Source organism: Oscillibacter acetigenes (assembly GCF_025567605.1).
Lineage (GTDB): Bacteria > Bacillota > Clostridia > Oscillospirales > Oscillospiraceae > Oscillibacter > Oscillibacter welbionis.
On record NZ_JAOQKG010000001.1, the window covers coordinates 316,209 to 340,007 of the forward strand.

18 protein-coding genes are annotated in these 23,799 nt (G+C 56.6%); 2 read left to right on the forward strand and 16 right to left on the reverse strand.

Annotated features, from left to right (window positions below; all coding sequences use genetic code 11):
• Nucleotides 1-75 precede the first annotated feature (75 nt).
• From OCV80_RS01670 to OCV80_RS01710, 9 genes are all read right to left on the reverse strand, one after another.
• Nucleotides 76-1,695: an FAD-dependent oxidoreductase gene (locus tag OCV80_RS01670; protein WP_147570995.1), complete on the reverse strand. Its 1,620-nt coding sequence runs from the start codon at nt 1,693-1,695 to the stop codon at nt 76-78.
• A 3-nt stretch (nt 1,696-1,698) separates the two neighbouring features.
• Entirely contained in the window at nt 1,699-2,262 is a 564-nt protein-coding gene (gene ahpC / locus OCV80_RS01675; protein ID WP_147570996.1) for an alkyl hydroperoxide reductase subunit C, read from the reverse strand.
• Nucleotides 2,263-2,567: 305 nt separating this feature from the next.
• A complete protein-coding gene (locus OCV80_RS01680) occupies nt 2,568-2,744 on the reverse strand; it encodes a hypothetical protein (RefSeq protein WP_267288154.1) in 177 nt (58 codons plus the stop codon).
• A 5-nt stretch (nt 2,745-2,749) separates the two neighbouring features.
• Entirely contained in the window at nt 2,750-4,327 is a 1,578-nt protein-coding gene (locus OCV80_RS01685; protein WP_147570997.1) for a hypothetical protein, read from the reverse strand.
• 48 nt (nt 4,328-4,375) lie between these two features.
• Nucleotides 4,376-4,930: a DUF5697 family protein gene (locus tag OCV80_RS01690; RefSeq protein WP_147570998.1), complete on the reverse strand. Its 555-nt coding sequence runs from the start codon at nt 4,928-4,930 to the stop codon at nt 4,376-4,378.
• Between the two features lie 18 nt (nt 4,931-4,948).
• A complete protein-coding gene (locus tag OCV80_RS01695) occupies nt 4,949-6,100 on the reverse strand; it encodes a replication initiator protein A (RefSeq protein ID WP_267288155.1) in 1,152 nt (383 codons plus the stop codon).
• Between the two features lie 63 nt (nt 6,101-6,163).
• Entirely contained in the window at nt 6,164-8,338 is a 2,175-nt protein-coding gene (locus tag OCV80_RS01700; RefSeq protein ID WP_147571000.1) for a VirD4-like conjugal transfer protein, CD1115 family, read from the reverse strand.
• Complete coding sequence (locus OCV80_RS01705) at nt 8,331-9,446, reverse strand: hypothetical protein (RefSeq protein WP_147571001.1); 1,116 nt, start codon at nt 9,444-9,446, stop codon at nt 8,331-8,333. The genes OCV80_RS01700 and OCV80_RS01705 overlap by 8 nt, the downstream gene beginning before the upstream one ends.
• 267 nt (nt 9,447-9,713) lie before the next feature.
• Entirely contained in the window at nt 9,714-10,373 is a 660-nt protein-coding gene (locus tag OCV80_RS01710) for a hypothetical protein (RefSeq protein WP_009259354.1), read from the reverse strand.
• Nucleotides 10,374-10,463: 90 nt separating this feature from the next.
• On the opposite strand from OCV80_RS01710, the gene OCV80_RS01715 reads away from it, so the two are divergent.
• Nucleotides 10,464-10,829, forward strand: a complete 366-nt coding sequence (locus OCV80_RS01715) for a hypothetical protein (RefSeq protein ID WP_009259353.1) — start codon at nt 10,464-10,466, stop codon at nt 10,827-10,829.
• A 62-nt stretch (nt 10,830-10,891) separates the two neighbouring features.
• Here the strand turns inward: OCV80_RS01715 and OCV80_RS01720 are convergent, their stop codons facing one another.
• From OCV80_RS01720 to OCV80_RS01735, 4 genes are read right to left on the reverse strand one after another with little or no spacing between them, the layout of a single operon-like run.
• A complete protein-coding gene (locus tag OCV80_RS01720; RefSeq protein ID WP_009259352.1) occupies nt 10,892-13,486 on the reverse strand; it encodes a VirB4 family type IV secretion system protein in 2,595 nt (864 codons plus the stop codon).
• Nucleotides 13,437-13,790 carry a hypothetical protein gene (locus OCV80_RS01725; RefSeq protein WP_009259351.1) on the reverse strand — a complete coding sequence of 118 codons (354 nt, stop codon included), beginning with the start codon at nt 13,788-13,790 and terminating at the stop codon, nt 13,437-13,439. The genes OCV80_RS01720 and OCV80_RS01725 overlap by 50 nt, the downstream gene beginning before the upstream one ends.
• On the reverse strand, nt 13,780-14,058 hold the full coding sequence (locus tag OCV80_RS01730) for a helix-turn-helix transcriptional regulator (RefSeq protein WP_009259350.1): 279 nt from the start codon (nt 14,056-14,058) through the stop codon (nt 13,780-13,782). The genes OCV80_RS01725 and OCV80_RS01730 overlap by 11 nt, the downstream gene beginning before the upstream one ends.
• Before the next feature lie 9 nt (nt 14,059-14,067).
• Complete coding sequence (locus OCV80_RS01735; RefSeq protein WP_009259349.1) at nt 14,068-15,312, reverse strand: C39 family peptidase; 1,245 nt, start codon at nt 15,310-15,312, stop codon at nt 14,068-14,070.
• A gap of 1,223 nt (nt 15,313-16,535) precedes the next feature.
• Here OCV80_RS01735 and OCV80_RS01740 point away from each other — a divergent pair.
• The gene (locus tag OCV80_RS01740; RefSeq protein ID WP_131971561.1) at nt 16,536-17,261 is read left to right on the forward strand and encodes a hypothetical protein; all 726 of its coding nucleotides are present in this window, start codon (nt 16,536-16,538) and stop codon (nt 17,259-17,261) included.
• Between the two features lie 369 nt (nt 17,262-17,630).
• On the opposite strand, the gene OCV80_RS01745 is transcribed toward OCV80_RS01740, so the two are convergent.
• The 3 genes from OCV80_RS01745 to OCV80_RS01755 form a co-directional block, all read right to left on the reverse strand.
• Nucleotides 17,631-17,993 (reverse strand): hypothetical protein, encoded by a 363-nt coding sequence (locus OCV80_RS01745; RefSeq protein ID WP_009259347.1) that lies wholly within the window; start codon nt 17,991-17,993, stop codon nt 17,631-17,633.
• A 96-nt stretch (nt 17,994-18,089) separates the two neighbouring features.
• Nucleotides 18,090-18,452 carry a hypothetical protein gene (locus OCV80_RS01750; protein ID WP_009259346.1) on the reverse strand — a complete coding sequence of 121 codons (363 nt, stop codon included), beginning with the start codon at nt 18,450-18,452 and terminating at the stop codon, nt 18,090-18,092.
• Between the two features lie 60 nt (nt 18,453-18,512).
• Nucleotides 18,513-23,717 carry a SpaA isopeptide-forming pilin-related protein gene (locus OCV80_RS01755; protein ID WP_009259345.1) on the reverse strand — a complete coding sequence of 1,735 codons (5,205 nt, stop codon included), beginning with the start codon at nt 23,715-23,717 and terminating at the stop codon, nt 18,513-18,515.
• Between the last annotated feature and the right edge of the window lie 82 nt (nt 23,718-23,799).

Here is a 23,799-nt window from a genome sequence, read left to right on the forward strand (position 1 = left end):
GGCTCCGCGCTACAAGCATCTTTTGCAGAGGAAAGCCGCGTTGTAGACCAAACGGCCCGCAACGCGGCTTCCTTGCTATGTTAAGAGTTCTAACAACTGCCGGATGCTTTTCTTTCCGAAGGATACCTGCTCCCCATCATTGATGACGAGGCACGGGACGCTCATGACCTGATATTTCTCCCGCAGGTCTGGGAAGTGATTCAGGTCATAGACCTGGGCGGTAATGTGCGGATTTTCCGCGGCGATCCGCTGGGCTGCCGTCACCAGCTCCGGGCACATGGTACAGGAGAGGGAGACCAGGATCTCTAATTTGATGGGCTTCTGGATGGAGTGGATCGCTGCTCTTGTATCTTCGTCCAGAGCCTGCCCCGGTCCGGCGGCATTGTAGAGGCCCAGGACGAAGGAGGTGAACTCGTGGCCGCCGGGGACCCCATGGAAAGCGAGGCCCGTCCAACTCCCATCCGGCCGGCAGACTCGGACACAGGGCGGGTGTTCCATCTCTCCGGCCGCTCCTGTCTCCATTGTGAGTTTGCTGCTCTGTGCCGCCAGTTCCTCCATATACTGCTTCAATTCAGCCGAAAGAGGCGTTTCGTCCAGATACAGCCGCAGGATCAGAGGCGAGGACATCCGGGCGAATACAGCATGGAGCTGAGCCAGCATATCCCCCGTAAAAAGCGTGCTGCTTGTTTCGGTAGAAGCCGCCGTTTCTGCTGTCCGGCTCACCGGAGCCTTGGGATGGATGCCGGTCTTTTCCTGCATGGCGGCGCACAGGCGTTCCAGCTCCGTGGCGGCAAGGGCGCCGTCTCCCACGGCGGTGACGACCTGGCGCAGAGGCTTGACGCATACATCACCCGCGGCGTACAGGCCGTCCGCAGTTGTCTTTTGGCTCCGGTCTGTGAGAATATAGCCCTGGTCATTCAATTCGGCCAGGCTGCGCACCAGCTCCGTGGCCGGCTCATAACCGGCAAAGACGAACACGCCGAAGGTCTCTCCATTCGCCGCGTGGTGCTTGGTCACTTGACCAGTTTTGGTATTCCGGTACCGGAGATAGCGGAGAGCGGTGTCTCCGGACACCTCCTCCACCTCCGTGTTGGTGAGGACGGTGATCTTCTCGTGGTTTCTGGCTGCGTCCGCTGTCGCCTGTGCACAGGTGAAGTCGTCTCCCCGGATGAGAATGGTCACCTGGCGGGCGTATTTGGTGAGGAACACGCTCTCCTCCGCCGCGGCGAAGCCGCCGCCCACCACAAAGACCTCCTTCCCGGTGAAGAACTCTCCGTCACAGGTGGCGCAGTAGGCCACGCCCCGACCGCGGAATTGCTCCTCACCCTGGAAGCCCACCATACGGGGATGGGCGCCGGTGGCCAGGAGAACGCCGAAGCACTTCAAATCCCCCCGGCTGGTGCGGACGGTCTTTACATCGCCGGAGAGCTCCAGCCCGATGACCTCGGCCAGCAGAAATTCAGCGCCGAAGCCCTCCGCCTGCTTTCGCATGGTCTCGGTAAGCTCCGTCCCGCTGGTCCTGCCCACGCCGGGATAGTTCACCACTTCCGAGGTAATGGTGATCTGCCCGCCGAAGTGATCCTTCTCCACGACCACCACCCGGTAGCGGGCCCGGGCCAGGTAGAGGGCGGCGGTGAGTCCCGCTGGACCACCGCCGATGACCACGACATCGTAGAAGTTTGCCATCTGGTCCATATCTTAAAGCTGTCCCACCAGGTCCAGGCTGGGCTTCAGGGTCTCGGCGCCAGGCTGCCACTTCGCAGGGCATACCTCGTCTCCGTGCTCCGCCACGAACTGGCACGCCTGTACCTTCCGCAGCAGCTCGTCGGCGTTCCGGCCCACATTGCCGGCGTTGACCTCATAGGCCACGATTTTTCCCTCGGGGTTGACAATGAAGCTGCCCCGCTCCGCCACGCCGTCGGCTTCAATGTAGACCTCAAAATCCTTTGCCAGACAATGTGTGGGATCGGCCAGCATGGGATACTGGATCTTCTGGATGCGCTCGGAGGCGTCATGCCACGCCTTATGGACAAAGTGGGTATCGCAGGAAACGGAGTAAATTTCGCAGCCGATGGCCTGGAATTTATCGTAGAGGTTTGCCAGGTCCTCCAGCTCCGTGGGGCACACAAAGGTGAAGTCGGCGGGATAGAAGAAAAACACGCTCCACTTTCCCAGTACATCCGCCTTGGTAACAGTGCGGAAGGCGTTATTCTGGTAGCACTGGACAGAGAAATCGGCAATTTCTTTTTGAATCAGGGACATAGGAATACCTCCATTCATAATTTCGCTGGTTAGCAATAACTAACTATATGAAATTATACAACTTTCAGAGAGATGCGTCAAGCGGCGCTTGAGGTTTTCTGAAACGGATCGTAGCCCCTATGTATTTCAGAGAAGGATAAAGAAACAATCAATACTGGGTGGGCGATGTGGGGCCTGAAACGAAATTTACCATTTTACTTTATCAATATTGCAAGTTGAATGCCCGCAGGACACATCCTAAAGAAGGCCTGCGGGCATTCGCTTTTCTCATATCAGCGTATAAGACGGCAGGGCTTGGCTGCACCTTAGGACATCAGATAATGAACTGCATCCTGCCACTGGGCCGGGGGATAATCCTCCGCTTTGAGCTGTTTCAGGGCCTGACGAACGCGCTCACGGCTGCACAGCAGTCTCAGATCCGAGAGATAGAGACAGCCTACAAGATCCTGGAGATCTTCCAGGAGACACTTTTCATCTGCCATTCTACTCACCACTTGGAGAGGATGCGGCCATAGATCAGGCTGCGTTCATAATCAAACTGCTTGATTGCCAGAATGACCGTGTCCCCCACATGGAAATCCAGGTCTGAGTGCAGTGTGGAGTAGTGGCAGAGACATACCGTTTCGTCGGAGAGCGTGCAGAACACGCCGCCGCCGTATTTGCCGGAGATGACCGCCTGCCGGCGGCTTCCGATAGGGTGCCTTCGGAGCGCTCCAAAAAAGGGGTTGTCCACTGTATCCTTTACTGAAACCCAGAACTGCCCCTCTCTGCGGTCGTACTCCTTCAGAACACAGTTCAAAGTCTGCCCGGGGTGATACCGCGTCCGGAGATCAGGTGTAGCGATGTAAGTGAGGTCCTTCTGGCTTAGGCTCATATCCCTGCCTCCACACTCCACCAGGCACCGCCTGGGGCCCACAGCCAGAACGCGGCAGGTCAGCCTCTCGCCAATGCTCCGCCCTCCTTTGATGGTATCGAAAAAGTGCCTCTGGGCGGCCAGCGCCATTCGGCGTGAGCCAATGGCCACACCACCCTCGCGGTCTACATCCAGGATGATATAGTCGGTCTCTGCGCCGCTCATGTTGCGAAGTACATAGGGCGGCCGCTCCTGGCCTGGGTACCACACTTCGGTTTCCGGAATCAGCACCTTGACCCGGTAGTTGATGATAACGGCGCACAGCATCTTGCGCCGCTCGGTTTGCCTTGTCTCCCGGTTGCGGACAGTAAAGGAATGGGTGTCGATGCCCATGATCCGCCCGGTCAGAATGGACTTGGAACGGTAGGATGCATAGATGGCATTCCATTCATTCCGCTCCTCTTCGGACAGGTCCTCGTCCAGCTTGTTCAGATCCAGGGAGAGCAGCGTGGGCTTATCTTTCAACGGCCTGCTGGTAAATTCCTTTTTAGGCCTGTTGGCCGTCTTTGCCGCTGACGCTGTACGCCGCGCCGGCCGTGCCTTGGGAGACGGCGCGGGCTCGGGACCTTCCATTGGGGCGTCTGCCGTATCATCATCACCTGTACCCTCCAATGGGGTGGGCGGCATCTCTTCTCCACCATCACTCAGGACAAAGGCATCCGTCTCCAGATCCTCGTCATCGTCATGCTCCGGCGTATCGCCTCCCTGGGCGCTCAAATCATCCGAGGCGCCGCTGGAGGTATCTTCCCCCTCAGACGCCTGAGCGGCCTCCCCAGCGGCCTCGCCGCCGGATGTATCTTCCGGGGAATCCGCCGCCTTTTTGCGGGAAACCCGCTTGCGTTTTGGCTTTTCTTCGACCGGTGTTTCCGGACCAGCCTCGCCGGTCTGCTCGCTTTCACCGGAAGGCAAGGGAGCTTCAGGCGGGTCCAGCCCGCCTCCCTCCGCCTGGGCTGCGGGGGCGGTCGCCTCCTCCTCGGTGCCAGCCTCCAGGACGGGGGCTATGCCTTCTGTCCTGTCTCCGGCGGGATCTGCCCTCTCCACACCGGGCGCTTCCTGAGAAACGCCCACGGGTGAAGATTCCGCAGCGCCTGAAGCCGTGATACCGTCCAAGCTGCGGCTATCCATGGTCTCATCATGCTCTGTGTAGCTCATAGTCTGGCTCCTTTCTGATTGGGCTAAGTTGTTCGCTTACTGCGGCTGTCATTGGCTGGCCTCACCTCCCTTAAAGAACCGCAGGCGACCCTCCTTCCGGATGACGAAGTAGTGCCGCTGATTGATATGTAAAAGCCGGTGCTGTTCCAAATCGGACAGGGACAAAAGCACGGTCACATCCTGAGACTGCTGCGCCAAAAGGATGCTGACAAGCTGTTCTCGTCCCGGCTCCACCGGCAGGACCGCGAATGCGTCGATTTTCCCACTCTCCCTTCCCCGCTCCAGCAGGAAGCAGAGTTTGTAAGGCGGCCTCCGGCTGGTAAGCTGAAGCGGCGGGCCGATTGCGAGGGACAGTAAAATGTCCAGCGCGCACAGCATCTCAGGGTCCGCCGCCTGCCCCCGGAACTCTGCCAGACACACGAGATTGTCTCCAACAGGGACCAGCTCTCCCGCATAGCGCAGATAGCGCAGGATAGCCTCACAGTGGGACTTGGCTTTGGCTGGATCGCGGAGACGCATAAGCGGAAGAATCTGATCCAGCCGCATACAGCGGACCTCCCGCAGGATGTCGAGGAGAAACCGCTGGTCATTTGTCAAAAGCATTGATTTTCACCGCCTTTCTCACTCCCTGCCGGGGGCTCCGCCTATGCTGTTGAGATAGGGGTCAAGCAGAAGATCGCTTTGCGATTCGCAGATGGCGTTAAAAATGACCGCCATGGTATAGGCGGTCGAGTTCTTGACATTGCGCTGGTTTTGACGGAGCTTTCCCTCCACGGACTGGAGGATGGTGCTGTCCAGATCCCACAGGCGGGAGCGCACATTGGCCTGGGGCAGGACAGCCTTCCCGATCCGGTATTCCTGGGTATAAAACAGCCGCTCAATGGCATTTTCAAACACCTTTGCCGTTTCCGGGTCAAAGACCCACAGGGAACAGTTCTCCAGAATCTGCGCAAGCTGTTCCTGCTCGGACAGGTTTCTCCACCATGGCCCCAGTCCGTCCATCCGGTCTCCGGCGCCGGACGGGCAGGACAGACTGAATTCAGTATGAATCCCATCAGTATGATTTAAGTCAATATAACTGGAGTCCCGTTGGTCAACTTCTGGAAGTTCCGTTTCCAAATCTCTTGAAGTTCCGGATTGGGACTTCAAGAAGTTCGGGTCTGGGACTTCTAAACCGGCCGCAGTGCCCCGCTGCTTCAGATGAGAGGGGACAAGAAGTTCCGATCCCGCACTTCTTGAGGAGGCGGGAGGGGCCTGTGCCTCGTGCGGCTCCGGTGGAGTACGATTCTGGCCGGATGGCCCTGTCTCCAAAGCCGGCTCACCAGCGGGTACCGGCTGCTCCCCTCCAGCGGCCTCATGTTCCGGGGGCACAAAGGGGGCGCTGCCGCCTGCCGTCTCCCGGTGCTCCACCAGGGCAAGGTAGATCTGATTGGCGTCTCCGCGGCCGCACCGGCGCTCCCAGATCAGACCGGCGGAGGACAGTTCTTTCATCGCCTCAATGATTTTGTGATAGCTCACCTGCATTTCGCTGGCCAGAGAGCGGCGGGTGTAGATGATGAACACCTCTCCGTCGTCATTGATCCAGCCGTTGAGCCGGGAGAGCTGGAAGCGGTTGAGTAAAAAGGTGTAGGTCACCTTAGCCTCCAGGGAGAGCCCCATGTATCGGGGATCGGTAAACAGCCAGCGGGGCATCTGCAAATGGTAGATATTCTGAATGTCCCCCTGCTTCATCAGTGGGAAAGACGGCTTTTTTGTCATTGGTGCTGCCTTCATTGGGACCATCTCCTTTTTTACACAAGTTTGTTGATTGTCAGCGGCGCAGGGACATGGAATGGCTTATGGCCTGCCCACTTCATCCGGGGATGTTTCGATCAGGTCAAAGGCGCCATAGGGGGCCTCGGTGTCCGGCGACTGGGAGGAGACACGATCCAATTCCGGGTCCAGAAGTCCATAGTCGTATTCCTGCCGGAGGATCTGATCCTGCTCCTTGTGAGGCGCCGTCTCCCCACCGGCTTCTTTTTGGACAGGGGGTGCCGGCACAGTATCTGCCGGCTGAGCGGGAGGAGGACCGGCCTCCGGCGCGGACGGCGCTGGCCGGGACTTGGCCTGGGTCTTCCTTTCGGCCTTGGCCGTCTCCTCCTGGCGGCGCCATTCGGGGGTGTAGTCTGATACCTTAACATCGTGCAGACGCTGGAAGCTGGGGTGTTCGTCCGGCGTGATCTTGTAGAGCTTCAGCGGTTTTTGACCTCGGAGAAGTACCAGACTCTCCTGATTGTCCATGCGCATGATTTCATCCGGGAGCATGAGGGCCCGCTGGGTGTTGCTCTTGGTCTGGCTGTATGGACGGGTGGAGCTATAAACCGGAGAAAACAACGGCAAAAGCGGCATTTGGTTGTTCTCCACCTTGATGGTGACCATGCCGCACTTTTTTGAGATGTAGGTCGCCGTGTCCACATCGTTGCATCCAAGGCAGATCTGAATATCCGTACAGCCGATCAGCTCCTCCCACTCCGTTTTGGGGTAGCGGTCCTGGAGCTGGGGAATAGACTGCACAATGAGCTGGCAGAAGATCCCGGAGCCGCGGCAGAAGTTGAGCACCCGCTTGAAGTCCGGAAGTTTCCCGATGTTGCAAAACTCCTCCAGGCATACATTGACCGTCATGGGCAGCCGCCCATGCTTGCCGTGACGCCGGCCGTACTCAATGAGACGGGCGAAGAGCTGGGAAAAGAACAGGGAGCTCAAAAACTCCAGAGAGGAGTCCTGCGCGGAGATACAACAGAAGTAGGCGCAGGGCTTTTGCCCGGGAAGCGTCAGGTCGATCTCGTTGTAGGAGGTGATTTTGTCCACCAAAGGGTTTTGGAACACAGACAGTCGGTTGCCCAATCCAATGGCGATGTTGCCCCAGATCTGCCGGTTGGCCAGCTTGAAAATACCATAGGGCGCCAGCGCCGGGTGGCCTTTGGGCAGCGCCTCAAAGCGCCGTTCCAGATCCCCAAAGGACTCGTTGGAGAGCATCCGGTAAATGGCCCCGAGAGACCGCTGCTGAATCGGGAGCAGTTCCGTGGTGCCGGGGATGGTCTGGGTTGCGACATAGTGCATCAGAGCCATGAGCAGATTGAGCTCCGCCTTTTCCCAAAAGTCCTGCCGCTCGTTGGCGTTGGAGGTATTCTTGATGATGACCTCCGCGATGGACTGCACCAGGTCTTTGTCCTTCTCGATCCCGCTCAGGCAGTTCCAGGCATCACTGTTTTCCATGTCCAGAAGGTTGAACATCCGGACCTCATAACCCTGTTCCCGGAGAAAAGAGGACATACTCTCGTAGACCTCTCCCTTCGGATCTACACAGATCAGGCTCTCCTGCGTGCTCCGTTTAGCAGCACATTGAAGAATAAAGGGCTTCACAAGGCCACGGGTCTTGCCCGCGCCGGTGGCGCCGTACACCATGATGTGCTCCGTCAGGCCGCTATTGGGGCGCAGAGTCACATACTCAGCGTACTTGTCATCATCGTCCGGATCATCCTTCAGCTTGCCGAGAAGCGTCCCGGACAGCTCCGAGATGGGGCCCGTCAGCAAAATCTTCTCCTGTTCTTTCTTGGACATGAAGCCGGAGGTACCGTGTGTGCCATCGGGAAGAATGTCAAAGCCGCGTTTGTCCCGGATAAACTTGTAGCCGGAAAACCAGATGTAGCCCTTTTTGGTGATGAGGCAAAAAAGGATAAAGCAGATTGCCGTGACGCCCAGCCCCGTGGGGGTAAAGACGGCCAGCAGATTGCGGAATGGGTTGACGACCCAAATGGAGCCCACCGGCTCGCCGGTCGCGTTAAAGGTGGATTGGATTCCCAGGTGGACAGAGTTGATGAGCATTCCGTAAAAGTACCAGCAGAACAGCCCCAGCGGGATATAAAACTTCCACTTTCCCTTGCGGCGGTCGAAAAAACGGTCCAGCTTCTTTCCCCAGCGGCCCGAAATGCGGTCTTCCAGGCGGGCCAGCTTTTCCGACAGCCTAAACATGGATCAGCCCGCCTTTCCACCGAAGCGGCTCATTCGGCCAGGGATCGCCTGCGGAAAAGTTTTCTCCGAAAGCCGCCGTAAGCACATGTGTATTGATACGCAGGGCCCGGACCGGCGCCCTACGCGGAAATTGGTCCAAGAGCAGGCCGGACATCTGGCCCTCCAGGGCGGCCACAAGGATTTCACGCCGTCCCTGTTGGCACGCGTCGCGGCAGACCCGCTCCAAGCGGCGCAGGTCCATGTCCACCGCGATCACCAGGGGATTGCCGTCCACATGGCCGTCCGCTTCCGGGAGGCGGTCGTCCTCCGGCTTCCACCGGGCTCCAAAGGCAGCCTGCGCAATCCGGGTGCGGTAATCCATCTGGCGCATGATCGCCAGCTGCATGGCCCCGGTATCGTCACAGGAAACCAGGGACACCGGAATACCAAGCCGGGGATATGCCTGGCTGTAATCGGTAAAGCCCTTTTTCCCGTTCCGTCCCGATGGGGTCTGGTTGGAGAGCATTTCATAAATGGACCGATAGCTCTCTCCGGCCAAAAGAAGGGCCTGGGGCGTGTCCAGGCGCTCACTGAACACGCTTGCCAGGTTATAGAGATGGGACAGCTCATTGTTCATAAAAAAGCCGGGATTTTGCCGGCTGACATATTGGAGGAGATAAGCGTGGTTTCCCCAGTGGCCGAAGCCGACACAGCTGGCGGCGTTCATCAGATTGCCGTCCCCGCCGCGCAGGGCGAAAGCGGGGAGAAAAACCGGTTGGCGTTTTAAGCGGTCTACGTTGTCATAGGCCGGCTCAATTCCTGCTCCCAGGCAGGTGAGCAGGACGGTCCCCACCTCTAACCGCCGTCGTAGGGCGGAGCTTTTCGCGTAAGGGCGTTTGGTGGGGGCGTGGCAGTCGATTTCCATAGACGCCAGAAATTGATAACCCTCCGGGGAGGGCATCAGGTATTGATTGCTGCGGGAAAAGCTCAACAGTCCCAGCGCAGACAGAAGCTCCGCCTCACGGTAGAGGTGTTTCAGGGAGGAAAGGGTCCGCAGCGGGGCCAGGGGGAGCCATTGATAGGTCCCGGCCAGACGGAGCAGGCCAAAATCCCTGCGGTCATAGAGCATGGTAGCCCTCCTCTCAGATTTGAGGTCTGTTTGTATCGGTAGGTGGCATAGGACATCTACAAATTTTCAATGTAACGGATGAAGCGCCGTACAAAAAGCCAGAGCAGACGGCAAAAAACTGCCCGGACCATCGGTTACATCCTGCTGTGGGACGCCCCGATGGTCCGGTCTAAAATCGTATGCTGTATGTAACGGGCCAAGGCGGGGATTTGCCCGCCGCTGTAACCGATGTTGTACGCCCGCCGTGCGGTCCGGTGTAGCCGGAGGTCAACGGGAAAAGGGGTATTGGTCGGAGCGCAGGAAGAAAAAGTCTCCCGCGTCCTGAACAGGGAGCACATAGATGTGGCACTCCGCTTCCGACGAGCGTCTGGACAGCAGGCATACCCCCAGGCTGTACTGGTCATCGTCAGCGACGACCCGGCCCTTGAGCGCGTTTGAGATTGCCTTCCACGCTTTATTATCCTGGTCGTAGACCTGCCGGGCGGCGATGTCGCAGTGTTCGTCGATCATCAGCAGGGCCTCCTCCAAAAGAGGCAGCTTGCCGTTTCGCCGCTCCAGTCGGTCCAGGAGCCTGGTTATGGTGTCTGTGATCCACAGGGGGCTTGCAAAGCGGCAGTTGGGAAGCAGCGCGTTCAGTTGGATATGAAGCCAGCCAAATTCGTTACACTCCGCACGGCCGGCGATGTTCAACGGCTCCAGCGCGGGCTTTTGCCCTACCGGAGGAAGCGGCGCCTGATAGCGGGCGCAAAGGTTGCGGAGTTCTATCGCCCCATGCTCTATTTGAGCTGCCACCCGCTCCAGTTCCTCAGACAACTGTTCCGAGGGGCCTGTATTCTGGTCCAGAAGCGCGGCGATCCGGCCGCTGGATTTGTAGGCTTCAAAGGTGATTTCTTGTATCCGCTTTACATGATCTTTTTTCTCAAGCATTGATGCCATCTCCTTTACTTTCTTAGGAAAATGAGTATAATATGAGCAGTAAAATTACATTAGGGAATAAATGCGAACAGGGGATACGATATGAACGAGCCATACACTATCGACATCATAGACGATGAATTCTATTCCACCCATTTTTCACTATCCTCCAAAGCGTTTGAGGAGCGCATTTACTTATACGCCGAGTGTAGTAAAAACCCCGATTTCCGCAAACAGGATGACTATTACTTCCTGGAGTTGTTTTTCTCCGTCGGCAGCTATGGGGCGCGGGAATTTTTGGTCGGGCTCAATTTTGGTCAAGCCAAGATGGATAAAGAAACGCTCGATCATAGAATCCGCTCTTATCTTAAAGCTGAACTTGACAACGACTTTTCCGCCCTTGTTCAGCAGTATTTGAAAAAGGAACAGCTTATGGAGAATTGGCTGAACGAGCAAGGGAGCACTTAAAGCAGTAGAGAAATGCCGGTAAAACGCTATCGTTTTACCGGCATTTTCTTGCCATGAGAGAACTATTCCACCCTTGCTTGTTGCCTTGCTCGCAGGTCAGTGGGCGAGGTGGTAATGGCCTCATATTCCCTGGGGGACACATGGACGGCGATGGGGACATGGTTATGACCAATACAGAGCAGACCTTCCCCCCGGCGGAAGCGGGTAATCATCTTCGTCTCCTCCTCGGTCAGATTGAGGATGTTCTGCACCAGCCTTGCCTCTTGATCTTCCATCTGCATGATGAATTTGATCCGGCAGCTGTCCAAAATACCTTTCCCATACTTGCCTCCGTCCAGCGCCATCATATCGGCCATGCCCTGGGATGTGACGCCCGCAACCCCTCCTTGAGAGCGGATCAACTTTACCATGCGCATGGTGTAGTCGGCGGCCAGAGGATTGGAGTTCGCCCCCAGGAGCTTCCACAGCTCGTCGGAGAGCAGGGCCGTTCCCACATCCCCATTCTGCACGGTGATGTCGGTAGCAAAGCCGGTGGCCGCGTACACAGTCGCCAACTGAAGGTCATCGGGAATATCAGTCAGGTCGATCACAATGTAGGGGTTTTCCGTGTCCACATTGGTATGCCCACCCATGGAGGCGGCCGACCCGGATACATAGCGGGTCAGGATTACTGACAGGTGCTTGGTTTCCTGCTTCTCCCGCAGGATGTCGTACCACTCCTGGATAACGGGCATCTCCTTGATGGTCACGCCGTCCTCCTCAAACAGGCTGGCATTGTCAAAGGTGATCCCCCGGCGGCCGTAGCACTCAATCAGAGAGGCGTCGATGTAGTTCATGTCCTCCTCCGACAAATTGCGCTTCTGGAGAGAATACCATACGGAGAGCCAGGAGACTTTCTCCGCCAGCAGGGACTCCCGGCGCTGGGTACCGCCATTCTGAGCCGCGTAGGGAGAGGCTTTCAGACGGCGAATGTCCATCAGGCCGATACAATCTGGGGAGGACGGCCCCAGCTTGATAAACTGGCCGCCCACCGCCTCGCACAGGGGACGGTACTCATGGCCCTTTTCGGGGACAATGTAGATCACCTTCCGCTGCTGCTCCCGAAGCCGCTTGCCGATGCTCTGAAGCAGGGTGGACTTGCCCGCTCCGCTGTTGCCGAACGCGGCAAAGTTGCCGTTGGTGTATTTGTAGTCATCGTACAAGTCGATGAATACCGGAGAGCGGTTGTAGAGGTTTAGGCCCAGAAAGATACCCTTTTGGTCGCTCAGCTCAAAGGAAGCAAAGGGAAACGAGGCGGCCACACCGGAGGTCAAGGCGTTCCGGCGGCTTTTCCGTTCAATATCCGGGTCTGAGATCAACAGCGGAAGAAACGACAAGAATGCCGCCTCATGCTTGTACTCGCACCGCTTGGCCAGCATATCGGAGGCTACGCACAGGGTCTCTACCGCCGTTACCCGCTGCTCCAGGGTGTCCGGGTCGTCTGCGATGACCTCAATCAAGGTGTGCATATAGTAAAAATCCTGGCCTTCTCTGTTCATTCCCTCCTTCAGGTACAGTCCGGCGCCGATGGCGTCCCCCAGTTCCTCAAAATCCTGACGGGTATCACCCACATCCCTCATCCGGGAGCGGTTGATCATGGTTGTCTGGCCGATGGCGTTGACCGTCTTTTCCCGGGGCTGTTTGACCAAGTAAAAACTCAGGCTGACTCCCTCCCCGGCTTCAATCAGGGGGGTGAGCCAGCCTTTGCCTACAACGGTCGAGTAGCCATAGCCGCTGATGTAGAGATAGGCGTGGCATACCCCGTCGATCAGCAGATAATCGGGATGGTGCGTATCTATGTCGGGCGGCGCGATCAGATCCGGAATGGTGGTGGCTCCGGCCTCCAGACGGGAGAGCGGGGATGCCTCCTTTCGGGAAAACCATTTCCGTTTCTTTTTCCCGGCGCTTTCCGCGGCCGCCGTGTCCAGCGCCTTCAGTGCTTCTTCATCGTAGACGCCATGTACCATCCCCAGCATATCGAATACCCCGTCCGGGAGACGAAGATGCTGGGAGGTGTGTTTATTGATGAGCTTGTAGAACAGTTCCAAAATAAAATTGTCCGCATATTCCGGCTCTAAAACAGCCACTCCGCACCGGTCCAAATATCTCCGGGCTACCTCCGCCTTTTCGTTGAGCACCGCGGCAATGGCCTCCGGTGTGTGATCCGGGGCCTTCATGGACGGGTCATAGGAAAAGGACAGGAAAAAGCGGTGGGTAAGAGCTTCCCGCTCCACCAGCTGAGGAACATAGTCCATGCTCTCCTCCAGCATCAAGCGGCACTGTTCATTGGTCTCCCGCTCCAGATAGCCCCTGAGCAGCTTTAGGTAGCCATCCAGGTCAAAGGGCTGGGTCAGGACATTGATTTGAAGATTGGCTGGCGCGATTTTCAGATAGGCGGCAAAGTCCTCTATGGCGGCGCTCTTATCCATGCTGGACATGGTGTAGAAGTTGACGGGAAGTAGCTCTAATATCTTGACAAAGCGTTTGTCCCGGGTGACGACGACCCCCTGGACAATATCCTTGATGGGGAGCCAGGCCTGGATGCTCCCGTCATAGGCTCCGCTGCGGTCACTGATTCCCGTGACGGAACCACCGAAGATAGCGTTTTTCAAATTCATGGGCATTCACCTCTCCACGATAGGTCAGGACCCGGCGCCGCCGACGCCAGGTCCACCAGGTTTTCAAATAACGGGTCAAGCTGTCGTCCTTCAGGCCAATCAGCGCAAATCCCACGGTCGGCACCAGCAGGCACAGCGTCACAATGATCTTCCATGTGATCGTAAAAGGCAGCAGCGCGGTGCAAAGACCCAGGACCGGCAGGCCCAGGACAACCGACTCGATTGCGTTTCGGATCTCGAAGAGCCCGAACAGCTTTCCCGCATCGGTATAGTTGACTGGGATGTAATAGGTTTCAGAATCCATGCTCGTCGTCCTCCTTGGACATCGAAAATAGCCACGGGGCAGCATCTAACTCGTGCGCCAGCCCGTCAAGCGCCGCCCGCCGGGAAGCGATGACAGCGGAAAAGGCCCGCCGGATCAAGGCCTCATGGCCCTTGCTCTGACTGGCCGTGTCAAGTTCAATCAGGCTGATCAGCTGTCTGGAAACACCGGCCGCATTTGCCAGGTCTGCCTGAGAAATACCGTAACGCAGACGGAGCTGTGTCATTCGGCACATATTTTGTTCTGCCATAAGAGCCACCTAAGCGGACATGACCCAGAAAGGGCCTCCTGAGCCAGCGCGGCGGGACGCCTCATTGAGGATGATTCCAAGCTCCCATTCCTGATTGCTCCGTTTTACGCTGGCCGGATCTGCCACCAGGATCTTTCCACCCTCGGTCACGCCCCGGAGAACGATAAAATGGCCGGAGCTGGTGAAATGACCCTTGGACATAATGGCGATCACGAGCTTTCCATTCTTGAGCGCATCCACCAGTCTTTTACTGTCGTTCCCGACCCCGGTAACGGTCAGCCCATAATGCGCGCCCCCATTTGGAATCAGGCTGTGGTAGCTTCCGTTTCCCTCACAGCGGTACCCATTTTCCACAGACCACTGGGCCACATCGTAGGGCGTCACCTGATTGCTTGTCAGCGAGGCCACGGCAATCGCCAGGGCGGTGGGACCGCAGCCGGCCTCCCCGATGGTGCCGGACTTGCCGTACATCTTATTTCCCCAGCGGGAATCCGTCTGATTATAGTAGACGACCGGTGTTTCCGCGTCAGAAAAGGTGATGTCGCCGTAGTCCGTGTTGTAGTAGCCGTCACCGTCGCTGTCCCCGTAGGACAGGTTTTGATCCTCCGCCAGCATGGAATAGAGCAGCGCCGCCCAGTCCCGCTCCTCCTGGGTAAAATTCAGCTTGTCCATGTACTCCTCGGGCGTCAAATCACGGACAAAGATGTTCAGGATGCGGTCGATCAGAGAGGTAGAGTAGGTCAGGCGGTCATACATCATGTCCTCAATGGCGCTTTCATCCATAGTGTAAAGGTCTTGTTTATACCGGACTGAGCCAATCGCCATCAGCCAGTATTTGTTCATGTACCCCAGGTCCTGATCCACGCCATAATCATCATACAAAGGCTCTCCATCGGACCAGAAGCGCGGGAGAATACTGTTCACCAGGCGCAAAACCGCAGGCTGCTGGTAATTGTCCAGATTTTGATATATCCCGTCAAGCTCCTGAGCAGACGCGGTGAAGTCGATGATTTCCTGGTCGGTAGAGCTGGAGTAGCCGAAAAGAATGTTGGGAAGTGCTGTGAAAACGAGCATAGGAACCAGAAGCACAACGCACAGGAGGATGACGAAAAGCCGGATCAGCTCCGGCAAAAATGATTTGGCGGCCTCCACGGCGGCGCCATAGACGCCGCCTGCGGCCGCTCCCCGTGCAATATTTACAGCGGCGGAAGCCGCCCGGGCCGCTTTCTGGCCCGCCGAAGATTGATTGCTCATGGCTCACTCCTTTTCTTCCTGGTTTTTGGAGACTTTCCCGTTCCGCCCGGTGTCGGCGGCATAGCGCCTTTCATACGCCTGGTGCCGTGGTTTACACCTGGAGGGGCGTCGGCTCTTTGCGGAGCCGTCCCTGCCGTTGCGGCGGGAGGCGTCTGCGCCTTTGCCGGAGTCCTCCCAGTCCCGCCGGGCCTGCGCGTTCCTGCCGTTCCGGACGGAGAAGCGCCGCTTGTAACGGAATGTGCCTCATGCCCGGCAGCGGATACCGTTCCTGCTGTTCCGGGCGGGGGCGCGGCACGGCTGCTCCGGGAGCTGCCTGCTGTGGGGCGGGGACTTCCTGCCATATCCGACAAAACACCTTCGCCGCCCGGGGAGGCATGGGGGATGGGGGAGGCGGTATGCCTTCCTGCCATACCGACGAAAGGTGATACCACTCCAGACACGGTACTGCTCCCGGCGGGAGTGCCCGTTCCTGCCATACTGGAGGAAGATACTTCACCACCGTGAGATTGACGACCACCAATAGGCGGCCGTGTTCCTGCCGTTCCGGGGGTGGAAGCGCCGCCCTCACGCGGCCTCTGACTCCCAACCGGGGGACGGGCCGCGGATTTCTCCGTTGTAGCAGATGCGCTACCGCCTACACGAGACACGGTATCTGCACCGTGAGAAGCAGTTCCTGCCGGAGCAACCGGCGGGCGGGGCTCTGATTTTTCACCTCCAGCGACACCAGGAGGCGTCGGGATCTTCGGAGTCCGGTCCTGCTGAAGCGGCGGGCGCTCCCGCATGGTTTCACGAGTGCTGGAGGTGTGCGTCGTGCGTTCAGGACCGGCCACGGCAGCCGTCCCAGGCGTTACGGCCGACCTGCGGGTTACGCCTGCTCTATCGGGCCGCTTACTGTCTCCCTGGTCATACGAGGGAGTGCCGGGCGGCCGGCGCGTCCCATCCTGGGGTCCGGCAGTGCGGCCCAGCGTCCCCTTGGAGGACTCGCCGCTCACCCCGCCTGTCCGGACAGAGGCGACGGTATAGGGAGTAGAGGCACGGGTCCCCCTTGCCTCCGGGGGAACAGAACTGCGTCGTGCCCCATGTGTATGGATCGTCGGCGTCTTACCGCCCTTGTGTTCAGCGGCCGGTTGTTCAACCCCCGCTGCATGGCTGCCCTCTGGCGGGGCTTCATCCATCTTGGGGGAGACGCCCTGCACAGTCTGTTTGGAAGCATACACTCCGCCTTGAGCAGAAGGAGAACGGGGGTCCGTCTGTGTTCCTGCCTGTTGTCCTGCGCTGGCAGCTCCAGGCGAGGCGCCAGCGCCGCCAGGACTTCCGCCAGACGGAGGCGGCGGGGGTGTGCGCGGATTGGTACGCGGCTCCGAAGAGCTTCCGCCGGAACTGCCGCCTTTCCGACTTTTATTTCCAACGGAATTTCCGGCGGCTTTTGCGATGGAGCTTCCGATCCCCTTGACAACCGCATAAGCCACCATGCCTGGAAGCCCGCGGCCGAGCCCATCGCCGGTGAGGGCGGGGTTAAGCCCCATGCGGGCGATGATGCCGTCTATCTTGCGGGCAACCCTGGCGATACCTACGATCAGAAGCATCCAGGGCAGGACGGCAACCCCGCTTGGTACATACCCCAAAGCCGAAATCAGCAGCTTCAGGAATATGACATTCATAATCATCATCACGCACATGGAGCCGAACATCCGGCACCAGCCCTTGAAAATGTCCTCCGTATTTTTGGACCCGCCCATGCCAAAGGCAAGCGGGGCCATGAGAACGAGAATAGCCGTTACGACATACCGTTCCGCCACCTCGAAGCACAGCTTGACAAACTGCCACATCACGACAATGCCAACAATGATGATCAGGAGCCAAGAAGCTCCAATCGTAAAATTATTTTCATCCGGGATGGTAATGGTGACGCTGGTGGGAACCTGAAGCAACGCAATCACCTGCGATGAGATGCCGAGGCCGATTTCACAAATTTGCTGACTCACCAGAAGCAAAAAGGCAAACACGAAAGTCCGGGTAAACAGCAGTTTGGGGTCCTCACCTTCAAAGCCCAAACCGATGACCATGCTCTTCATCGCTTGAAAGACCAGATTGCCCAGAAGCAGCGCCCACCCAACGGCAATCACGATACTCAAAATATCGTCTGTGACCGGAGCCACCTGACGGAAATAGCTGAGATCCATCTGAAAAACTTCCAGAAGAGAATTTGCGATATACTGGACCATCTCAAGGCACAGGCTGTAAACCCACTGAACAAAGCCCTTAAAAATTCCTTCAAGAATAAAAACCACCTCCCAACCGGCGTATGGCTGAGAGGTTTACTGAATGGTGGCCAGGCCGTCAAAAAGAGGCCGGACATAGGCCAGGAAGGCGCCCATTCCGTTAATGATGGCCCAAGCGATCCAGATACGCTTGAGCCAGTCCCATGCCTGATCGGTTTTATGCTGGTTATTGGAAACTTTGGCTCCAATCACAGCAACGGCAGACATCAGGCCGGCCAGCACGGTGCTGATCCCGGCAATCTTGTTATAGACATCGACGATGATACGGTTTGCGGCCGTCCACATATCCTCTACGGCCAGAGCTGGCGTAATCATATAGGTCACAATCAAAATAAACGCCATTATCTGAACATAATAGCGGGGGGCTTTAGGCCCGAGACGGACCAGAAGATTTTTCATAGGGCATCCCTCCTCGGAGCATAAAAAGGGACTGTGTAAGCGCCCTCGTTCCCGAGGTAATTGCCCACACAGTCCATGATTGACGGTTGTTTTTGATTATTTAGGCGTCCGGCTTAGGGGAGACTCCATTGCGAAGCCCGAGGCCGGGCTGCACTCACTCTCTTGGAACAGCCTTCGATAGAAGCCGGGAATATCTTGCAGGTCCTGTTCATCAATAGGCATCCACCAGAGCGTCAGTAAATTGACTGTGTATTTGTGCATGGTGGCCTGCCGAAGCCGCTTGGTAAAAAGCGGGACCGGATAATCAGCTTTCACCGAAATATATGTGTCTCCTTCGTTCTTCCGATAAAGGAGGACATCTCCTGTATCGGCACATTCAAATTGTCCTCCATACATCTCCGTATAACGATCCGCAGCCGCACGGAGTTCTTTATCATTCAGGTAGGAAGAATAGGTCATCTGTTTACCTCCGTTCAGGGGATAGGGACGGCACACAGAATGCCGCCCCTATCCATCATGTCAATAGCCGGTTTTGGGGAGATTGGGCTGATTGAGCTTGACGATCAGGGTGATCCATGCGGCGCGTCCGGTCTCCCACTGGCTCATATATTGGCCACCCGCGTCGGCCCGGTTGACCACCTGATAGCCATTGGCAAGGTTGGCGCTGGTCTGGATGGTAACGGTAGGCTTTACCACAGAAGCAAAGCCAGCCGGCACCTTGCCGAACTCCAGACGCACATCCGTGACCACCTCGTCCTGCATCAGCGAGATGGCGGAAAGGTCAAAGGCATAATTGTTGGTGCTGAGCAGGTTGGTAGCAAGCACCCGGTAGTCATTGTAATTGGTCTTATAGGTGATCTGGTAGTTGAGACGGGTGTTATAGGTGCCGGTTGTGATGGTCTTGGCTGTGGCGCAGTCGGTGGGGAAGCGGTCGTGGAGGTAGAAGTTCTCCAGCGGCACATTGGAATTGTTCGCCACGGTAAGGTCATAGCGCATGGAATCTCCGGCCAGAAGTTGCTTGTTGCCGGTCTTGGTGACAGTGACCTTCAGATTGGCCGGCTTGTCATAGGCCGCGATTTTGATGATCTGCCCCGCATACTCCAGTGTGACATCGTGGACGGTAGGATCAAGCTGGAAATAGGCAGGCGCGGTGACTTCCCGGATTTTATAGCGTGTCAAAGGCAGGGGTTTGGAGGCCGCAACACCCCGGGCATCGGTAGTGATATAGTCCACCACCCGGCCGCTGCGCTCATTGATGATTTCATAGACTGCTCCCTGGAGGGGAGTCCCGGCCGGAACGCCTGTGACGGAGTTTGCTTCGGCGGCGTATTTGTAGATCTGAATTTGACCTGTGATGGCTTCGTTGACCCACTCAATTTCCGCCGTGCGGCCCGGACGCACATAGACGGTCTTATATTCCTTATCCAAGATGTAGCCCTCGGCCGCCTCCAGCTCTCTCAGATAAAAGCGTCCGCTGGTATTGGCACCGTCCGGGAGATCATCAGCGGTGATATAAACATAGCCGTCATCGTCGCTGGTGAACTCACCGATGGGATTGCGGTCCTCGTCGTAGAGTAAGAACTTGACGCCATAGATACCTTCTCCGCTGGTATCCACCTTGTGGATCAGGATTCCAGATGCGGCGGCGTTGGTGACCCGCAGAGTGGTCACTTTCCCGTCTTTAACTTCAAAATAGTGCGGGGTGTCGTCCAGCACGAAATCCGGGTTGGCCTCGATCTCAATCGCGTAATAAGAGCCGTCCTCCAGGGCAAGGTAGGCCCTGCCGTTTTTATCGGTAGTGATGGTATCTACCAAGGCATCATCCATGCGGCGGATCTCAAAAGTGGTATCGGGAATTCTTTCGGAGGTCTTGCTCGCGTTGACCTTGATAATTTCAATTCCGCCTATGGGATTGTTGTAAAAATACAGCTCCTGCGTGTCATTGGGATTGATCACCACGGTTTGGGACTGCGTATTGGGGTCAATCGTATAGCCCGGGATGCTTTCCACCTCCGTTACCACCACTGTGCCTGTGAGGCCGGAAAGAATAATCTGACCTTCCGAGTTGGTCCAGTACAGGCCATTGCTGGAGAGCTGCCCGCTGTCGGCATCCACAAAACTTCCGTCAGAGTATGTGATTTTGAATTGTACCCCTTCAAGCGGCGTTTTCTTGTCATTGCCAGAGAGTTTGTGGATAATGAGTTGTCCTGTGGGTTGATTGCGAAATTCGAGGGTAACCGTTTGCCCGGCTTGGATTTGGGCCGTCTGGGGTGTGTCATCCAGGATGAAACCATCTTTCGCCCGGGTTTCTTTGACCACGAGTGTGGTGCCAGGGTCGATGCCCTCAATGAGGATGGTCCCCGCGGAATCGGTCACGAAGTAGCCGTTGCTGTCGCCCACCACGGTCCCGTCGCTCTCAGTCACAAAGAACTGAACATCAGAAATCGGGGAATTGTCGGCACTGGACACCTTTTTGATAAGCAGCGAGCCCTTGGGGCTGTTGTTAAAATAGACCTGAACAACCTCCTGATCTTTGCCGGAGAGGTACACTGTTTGGGGCGGGGTGTCGATCACATGAGAGCCGTCACTGGAGAGCTCTTCGATAATGTAAGTGCCGGCCTTGCAGCCCGTGACGGTGAAAGAGCCGTTCACCGAAGTTCGGTAAGTGCCGATGACCGTGCCGCCGGTGCCGGAGGTGTTGCCGGAGAGATACCGGACCTGGAACACAGCCCCCTCAATAGCGGCCCCGGTCTCACTGTCATATTTCCATACGGAAATAGCTGAGAGCGGTCTGTTGAGGAAGCGGAATGTATGGCCCTCACCAGCGGCGATAAAGGCCTCCTGTGTGTCCGGGTCCGCCAGAGCAAAGCCCGGTGCAGGCTCCAGCTCCTTTACCCGAAACCAACCGTCACGAAGAGAGAGGTCCGGGTCGGAGAGCACGATACGGCCCTCTTCATCGGTGTAGAAAACGCCCAGGTCGTTGTACTCTCCGGTAGCGGTGTTGTTGGAGGCATACCAGACCTGGAACGGCACATTTTCGATTCGATCATGTGTGATGGAATTTTCCTTGATGATCTCGATGGTCGGGCGCTTATAATTTTGGAAATAGACATCCCGATCCCGGTTGGGGAGCAGCGTCACCATCTGAGACTCCTCGGCCAGCAGGTAGGGCTCCGGGACCGACTTTTCGATGATCTCCACGACGCCGGGCAGCAAGTTCTCCACCACGGCGACGCCGTTCCCGTCCGTCTCCACTTCCGCGATAGAGTGGCCGTCCGCACCTTTCACCAAATAGACCGTATGCTCAATAGGCTCCCCGGTGTCGGCGTCGGTTTTATGGATATAGAGGTTGGGGCGCTTGTCGTTGGTCAGAGTGATCGTACTGGTCTGGCCCGGGAACAGTTCTACATGGTGCTCGGTATCGTCCGGGATGTGGTCCTGCACAGAGGACAATTCGCGGACGGAATAAACGCCAGGCTCCAGATCGGAAATCAGGATCTCGCCATTGGAATTGGTGGTGCGGTCCAGGTAGTGGCTGCCGTCCTCAATCCTGGCGATGCGGAAAGTCACCCCGGCCAGCCGGGAGCCATCGCTGCTCAGTTTGATAAGCTGGAGGGAGGGCTTGACATGGTTGGTAAAAACGAATTGGGCGTCTTCATTTGGCTTCAGCTCAATGATGCGCTGGGCCTCATCGATGATGTAGCCATCACAGGATTTTTCAGTTACCACATAGGAGCCGGCAGGGAGCATAGACAGGTCGATTTCTCCGCTCTGGTCAGTCCGGAACTCCTGGGGGCCATAGGTCCCCTCCACCGATTTGATCTCGAATACAGCGTTGGGGATTACCTTGGAGGGATCGTCGGAATCCACCTTGATGAGCTTTAATCCCGGCTTCATGTCGTTGAAAAACATCAGCTCTTTAATGCCGTCTCCAGCGTGGAGCTCTACCTCCTGGGGGGTGGTGTCCAGAATGTGCCCCTCATCGCCGGTATCTACCTCAAACGCCCGGTAAGTACCTGGCTCTGCATCGGCAATCAAGATTTCACCAAATTGATCCGTCTTGAAATTGCCTAAAAATTCGCCATCCCGATAAACAGCGAAAGTGACATTGGGCATGGCGACCATATTTTTTCGATCATATTTGATGATCCGCAATCCCGGTAACTCCTCGTTGATGATAGGGATTGTGGTGGTCTCACCGGCCACCACCGTGGCGGTGTAGACGGTATCATCCAACTGCCAGCCCACCGGAGCAGTCTTCTCCTGAATCCGGTATGCGCCCAAGGGAATCGCATCGAAAATAGCAACGCCTGCACTTGATGTCGTAGCGGTAAAGGTCTGTCCCGACTCAATATGCTCGACTGTGATGACTGCCCCCGGCAGGTTCATGCCGGTATTGGATTTTTTCTCAATACGCAGAGTACCGTAGGGGTCATTAAAAAATGTCACCTCGGCTACTTCATCGTAGACGACGGTGACATTCTGGGCAGGCTCCTCGCTGATCATATAATGCTGTGGAGCTTCCCGTTCAACTACGGTATAATTCCCGCTCTTTTTAAGCGGAATTTCGATGCGGCCGTCCCCGTTGGTCACAAAAGTACCTACGGAATCACCGTCGGGGCCGATGACCTCGAACAGTGCCCCACTAATTGGAATCTCGGTGCCGGTCTCATACTTGATGATGCGCAATCCGGTTTCATACTCGATGGTCGTACCGTCCGAGTAGTTGCTGTATGCGGACAACTGCATTGTTGTAGTGGGGTCAGTATCTACCACATAATTCTGGAGTTCGCCATATTCATCTTTCTCTTGACATATCGCAAAAAATACAGCGTACTTATAGACATTTGTGTTGAAAGACAACTGGACGCTGCCGGTCTTGCCCTGCACACTTTCCAGAGGATATAGGATTTTGAATTTGCCGGCATAGCCGTCGCCTGTACCCTCAGTGGTGATCGTGGTAATATCCTGATTATTCATGTCCACGATGCGGGTCCCATCAGGTACATCGTCCGGCACAGAAAACGCGACATTGACGGAGTAATCGCATACCCAGGTTTTAGACCAGAAAGTAAAGACCTGTTGCTTGTACTGCTTTCCGTCAATGGTGACCTCATAGGCGGTATCCCGGTCTGGGGTACAGGTCACTTCAGGGGAGAGCATTTCATTCCAGGCCGTACCACGGGCGTAAACGTCCTTTGCCGCAGCCAAAATCTTCTGTGCTCTTTGAAGTTCTACGCCGGTCAGGTTGGGATTGACCTTGAGGTTGTTGATGTCCCAGTTGCTGAGAAGATAACACCACAGGGCCATTTTAGTTGCGTAGTAGCCCTGATATTTGTTTTCCAGTCCCAGCTCGGCCAGGCTTCGCGTGGGATAGCCGTTGGCCACGATACCGACAACCTTGGGATCGCTGGCTTTTTCATCGGCGAGATATTCAATACTCTCACCGACTCCCACGGTCTGAGGGACCCCCAGCGTGTTCGGGTTGACACAGTAAGCGGGAATCTCCCGAGTGCTCCCGCTCCCGTTATCATAATTGTAATAGGTGTAAATTTGGGATCTGATCCGCCCATTGATGGACAGATAAGACATTTCAACCCCGCCATTGTAAATCTGAACTTCCCCCAAGGCTTCCTCTGGGGTGGACGCAGCAAAAGCGGCGGTTGGCAGGAGCCCCATGACCGCAAGGAGAGCCAGGAGCATCGAAATCAGTCTTTTTTTCATGAGCGACCTCCATAAAAATCGGGAGGACGCCCCTACCCATAGGTGCATCCCCCCTTGATTGGGCTTGATTGAATTGTAGGGA

Excerpts from the sequence above, each read along its gene's own strand:
- OCV80_RS01745 (WP_009259347.1), bottom strand. The coding sequence starts at position 17,993 with ATGAAAAATCTTCTGGTCCGTCTCGGGCCTAAAGCCCCCCGCTATTAT.
- OCV80_RS01755 (WP_009259345.1), bottom strand. The coding sequence starts at position 23,717 with ATGAAAAAAAGACTGATTTCGATGCTCCTGGCTCTCCTTGCGGTCATG.
- ahpC (WP_147570996.1), bottom strand. The coding sequence starts at position 2,262 with ATGTCCCTGATTCAAAAAGAAATTGCCGATTTCTCTGTCCAGTGCTAC.
- OCV80_RS01670 (WP_147570995.1), bottom strand. The coding sequence starts at position 1,695 with ATGGACCAGATGGCAAACTTCTACGATGTCGTGGTCATCGGCGGTGGT.
- OCV80_RS01750 (WP_009259346.1), bottom strand. The coding sequence starts at position 18,452 with ATGACCTATTCTTCCTACCTGAATGATAAAGAACTCCGTGCGGCTGCG.
- OCV80_RS01730 (WP_009259350.1), bottom strand. The coding sequence starts at position 14,058 with ATGGCAGAACAAAATATGTGCCGAATGACACAGCTCCGTCTGCGTTAC.
- OCV80_RS01700 (WP_147571000.1), bottom strand. The coding sequence starts at position 8,338 with ATGTTTAGGCTGTCGGAAAAGCTGGCCCGCCTGGAAGACCGCATTTCG.
- OCV80_RS01715 (WP_009259353.1), top strand. The coding sequence starts at position 10,464 with ATGAACGAGCCATACACTATCGACATCATAGACGATGAATTCTATTCC.
- OCV80_RS01690 (WP_147570998.1), bottom strand. The coding sequence starts at position 4,930 with ATGCTTTTGACAAATGACCAGCGGTTTCTCCTCGACATCCTGCGGGAG.
- OCV80_RS01705 (WP_147571001.1), bottom strand. The coding sequence starts at position 9,446 with ATGCTCTATGACCGCAGGGATTTTGGCCTGCTCCGTCTGGCCGGGACC.
- OCV80_RS01735 (WP_009259349.1), bottom strand. The coding sequence starts at position 15,312 with ATGAGCAATCAATCTTCGGCGGGCCAGAAAGCGGCCCGGGCGGCTTCC.
- OCV80_RS01720 (WP_009259352.1), bottom strand. The coding sequence starts at position 13,486 with ATGAATTTGAAAAACGCTATCTTCGGTGGTTCCGTCACGGGAATCAGT.
- OCV80_RS01695 (WP_267288155.1), bottom strand. The coding sequence starts at position 6,100 with ATGAAGGCAGCACCAATGACAAAAAAGCCGTCTTTCCCACTGATGAAG.
- OCV80_RS01710 (WP_009259354.1), bottom strand. The coding sequence starts at position 10,373 with ATGCTTGAGAAAAAAGATCATGTAAAGCGGATACAAGAAATCACCTTT.
- OCV80_RS01680 (WP_267288154.1), bottom strand. The coding sequence starts at position 2,744 with ATGGCAGATGAAAAGTGTCTCCTGGAAGATCTCCAGGATCTTGTAGGC.
- OCV80_RS01685 (WP_147570997.1), bottom strand. The coding sequence starts at position 4,327 with ATGAGCTACACAGAGCATGATGAGACCATGGATAGCCGCAGCTTGGAC.
- OCV80_RS01725 (WP_009259351.1), bottom strand. The coding sequence starts at position 13,790 with ATGGATTCTGAAACCTATTACATCCCAGTCAACTATACCGATGCGGGA.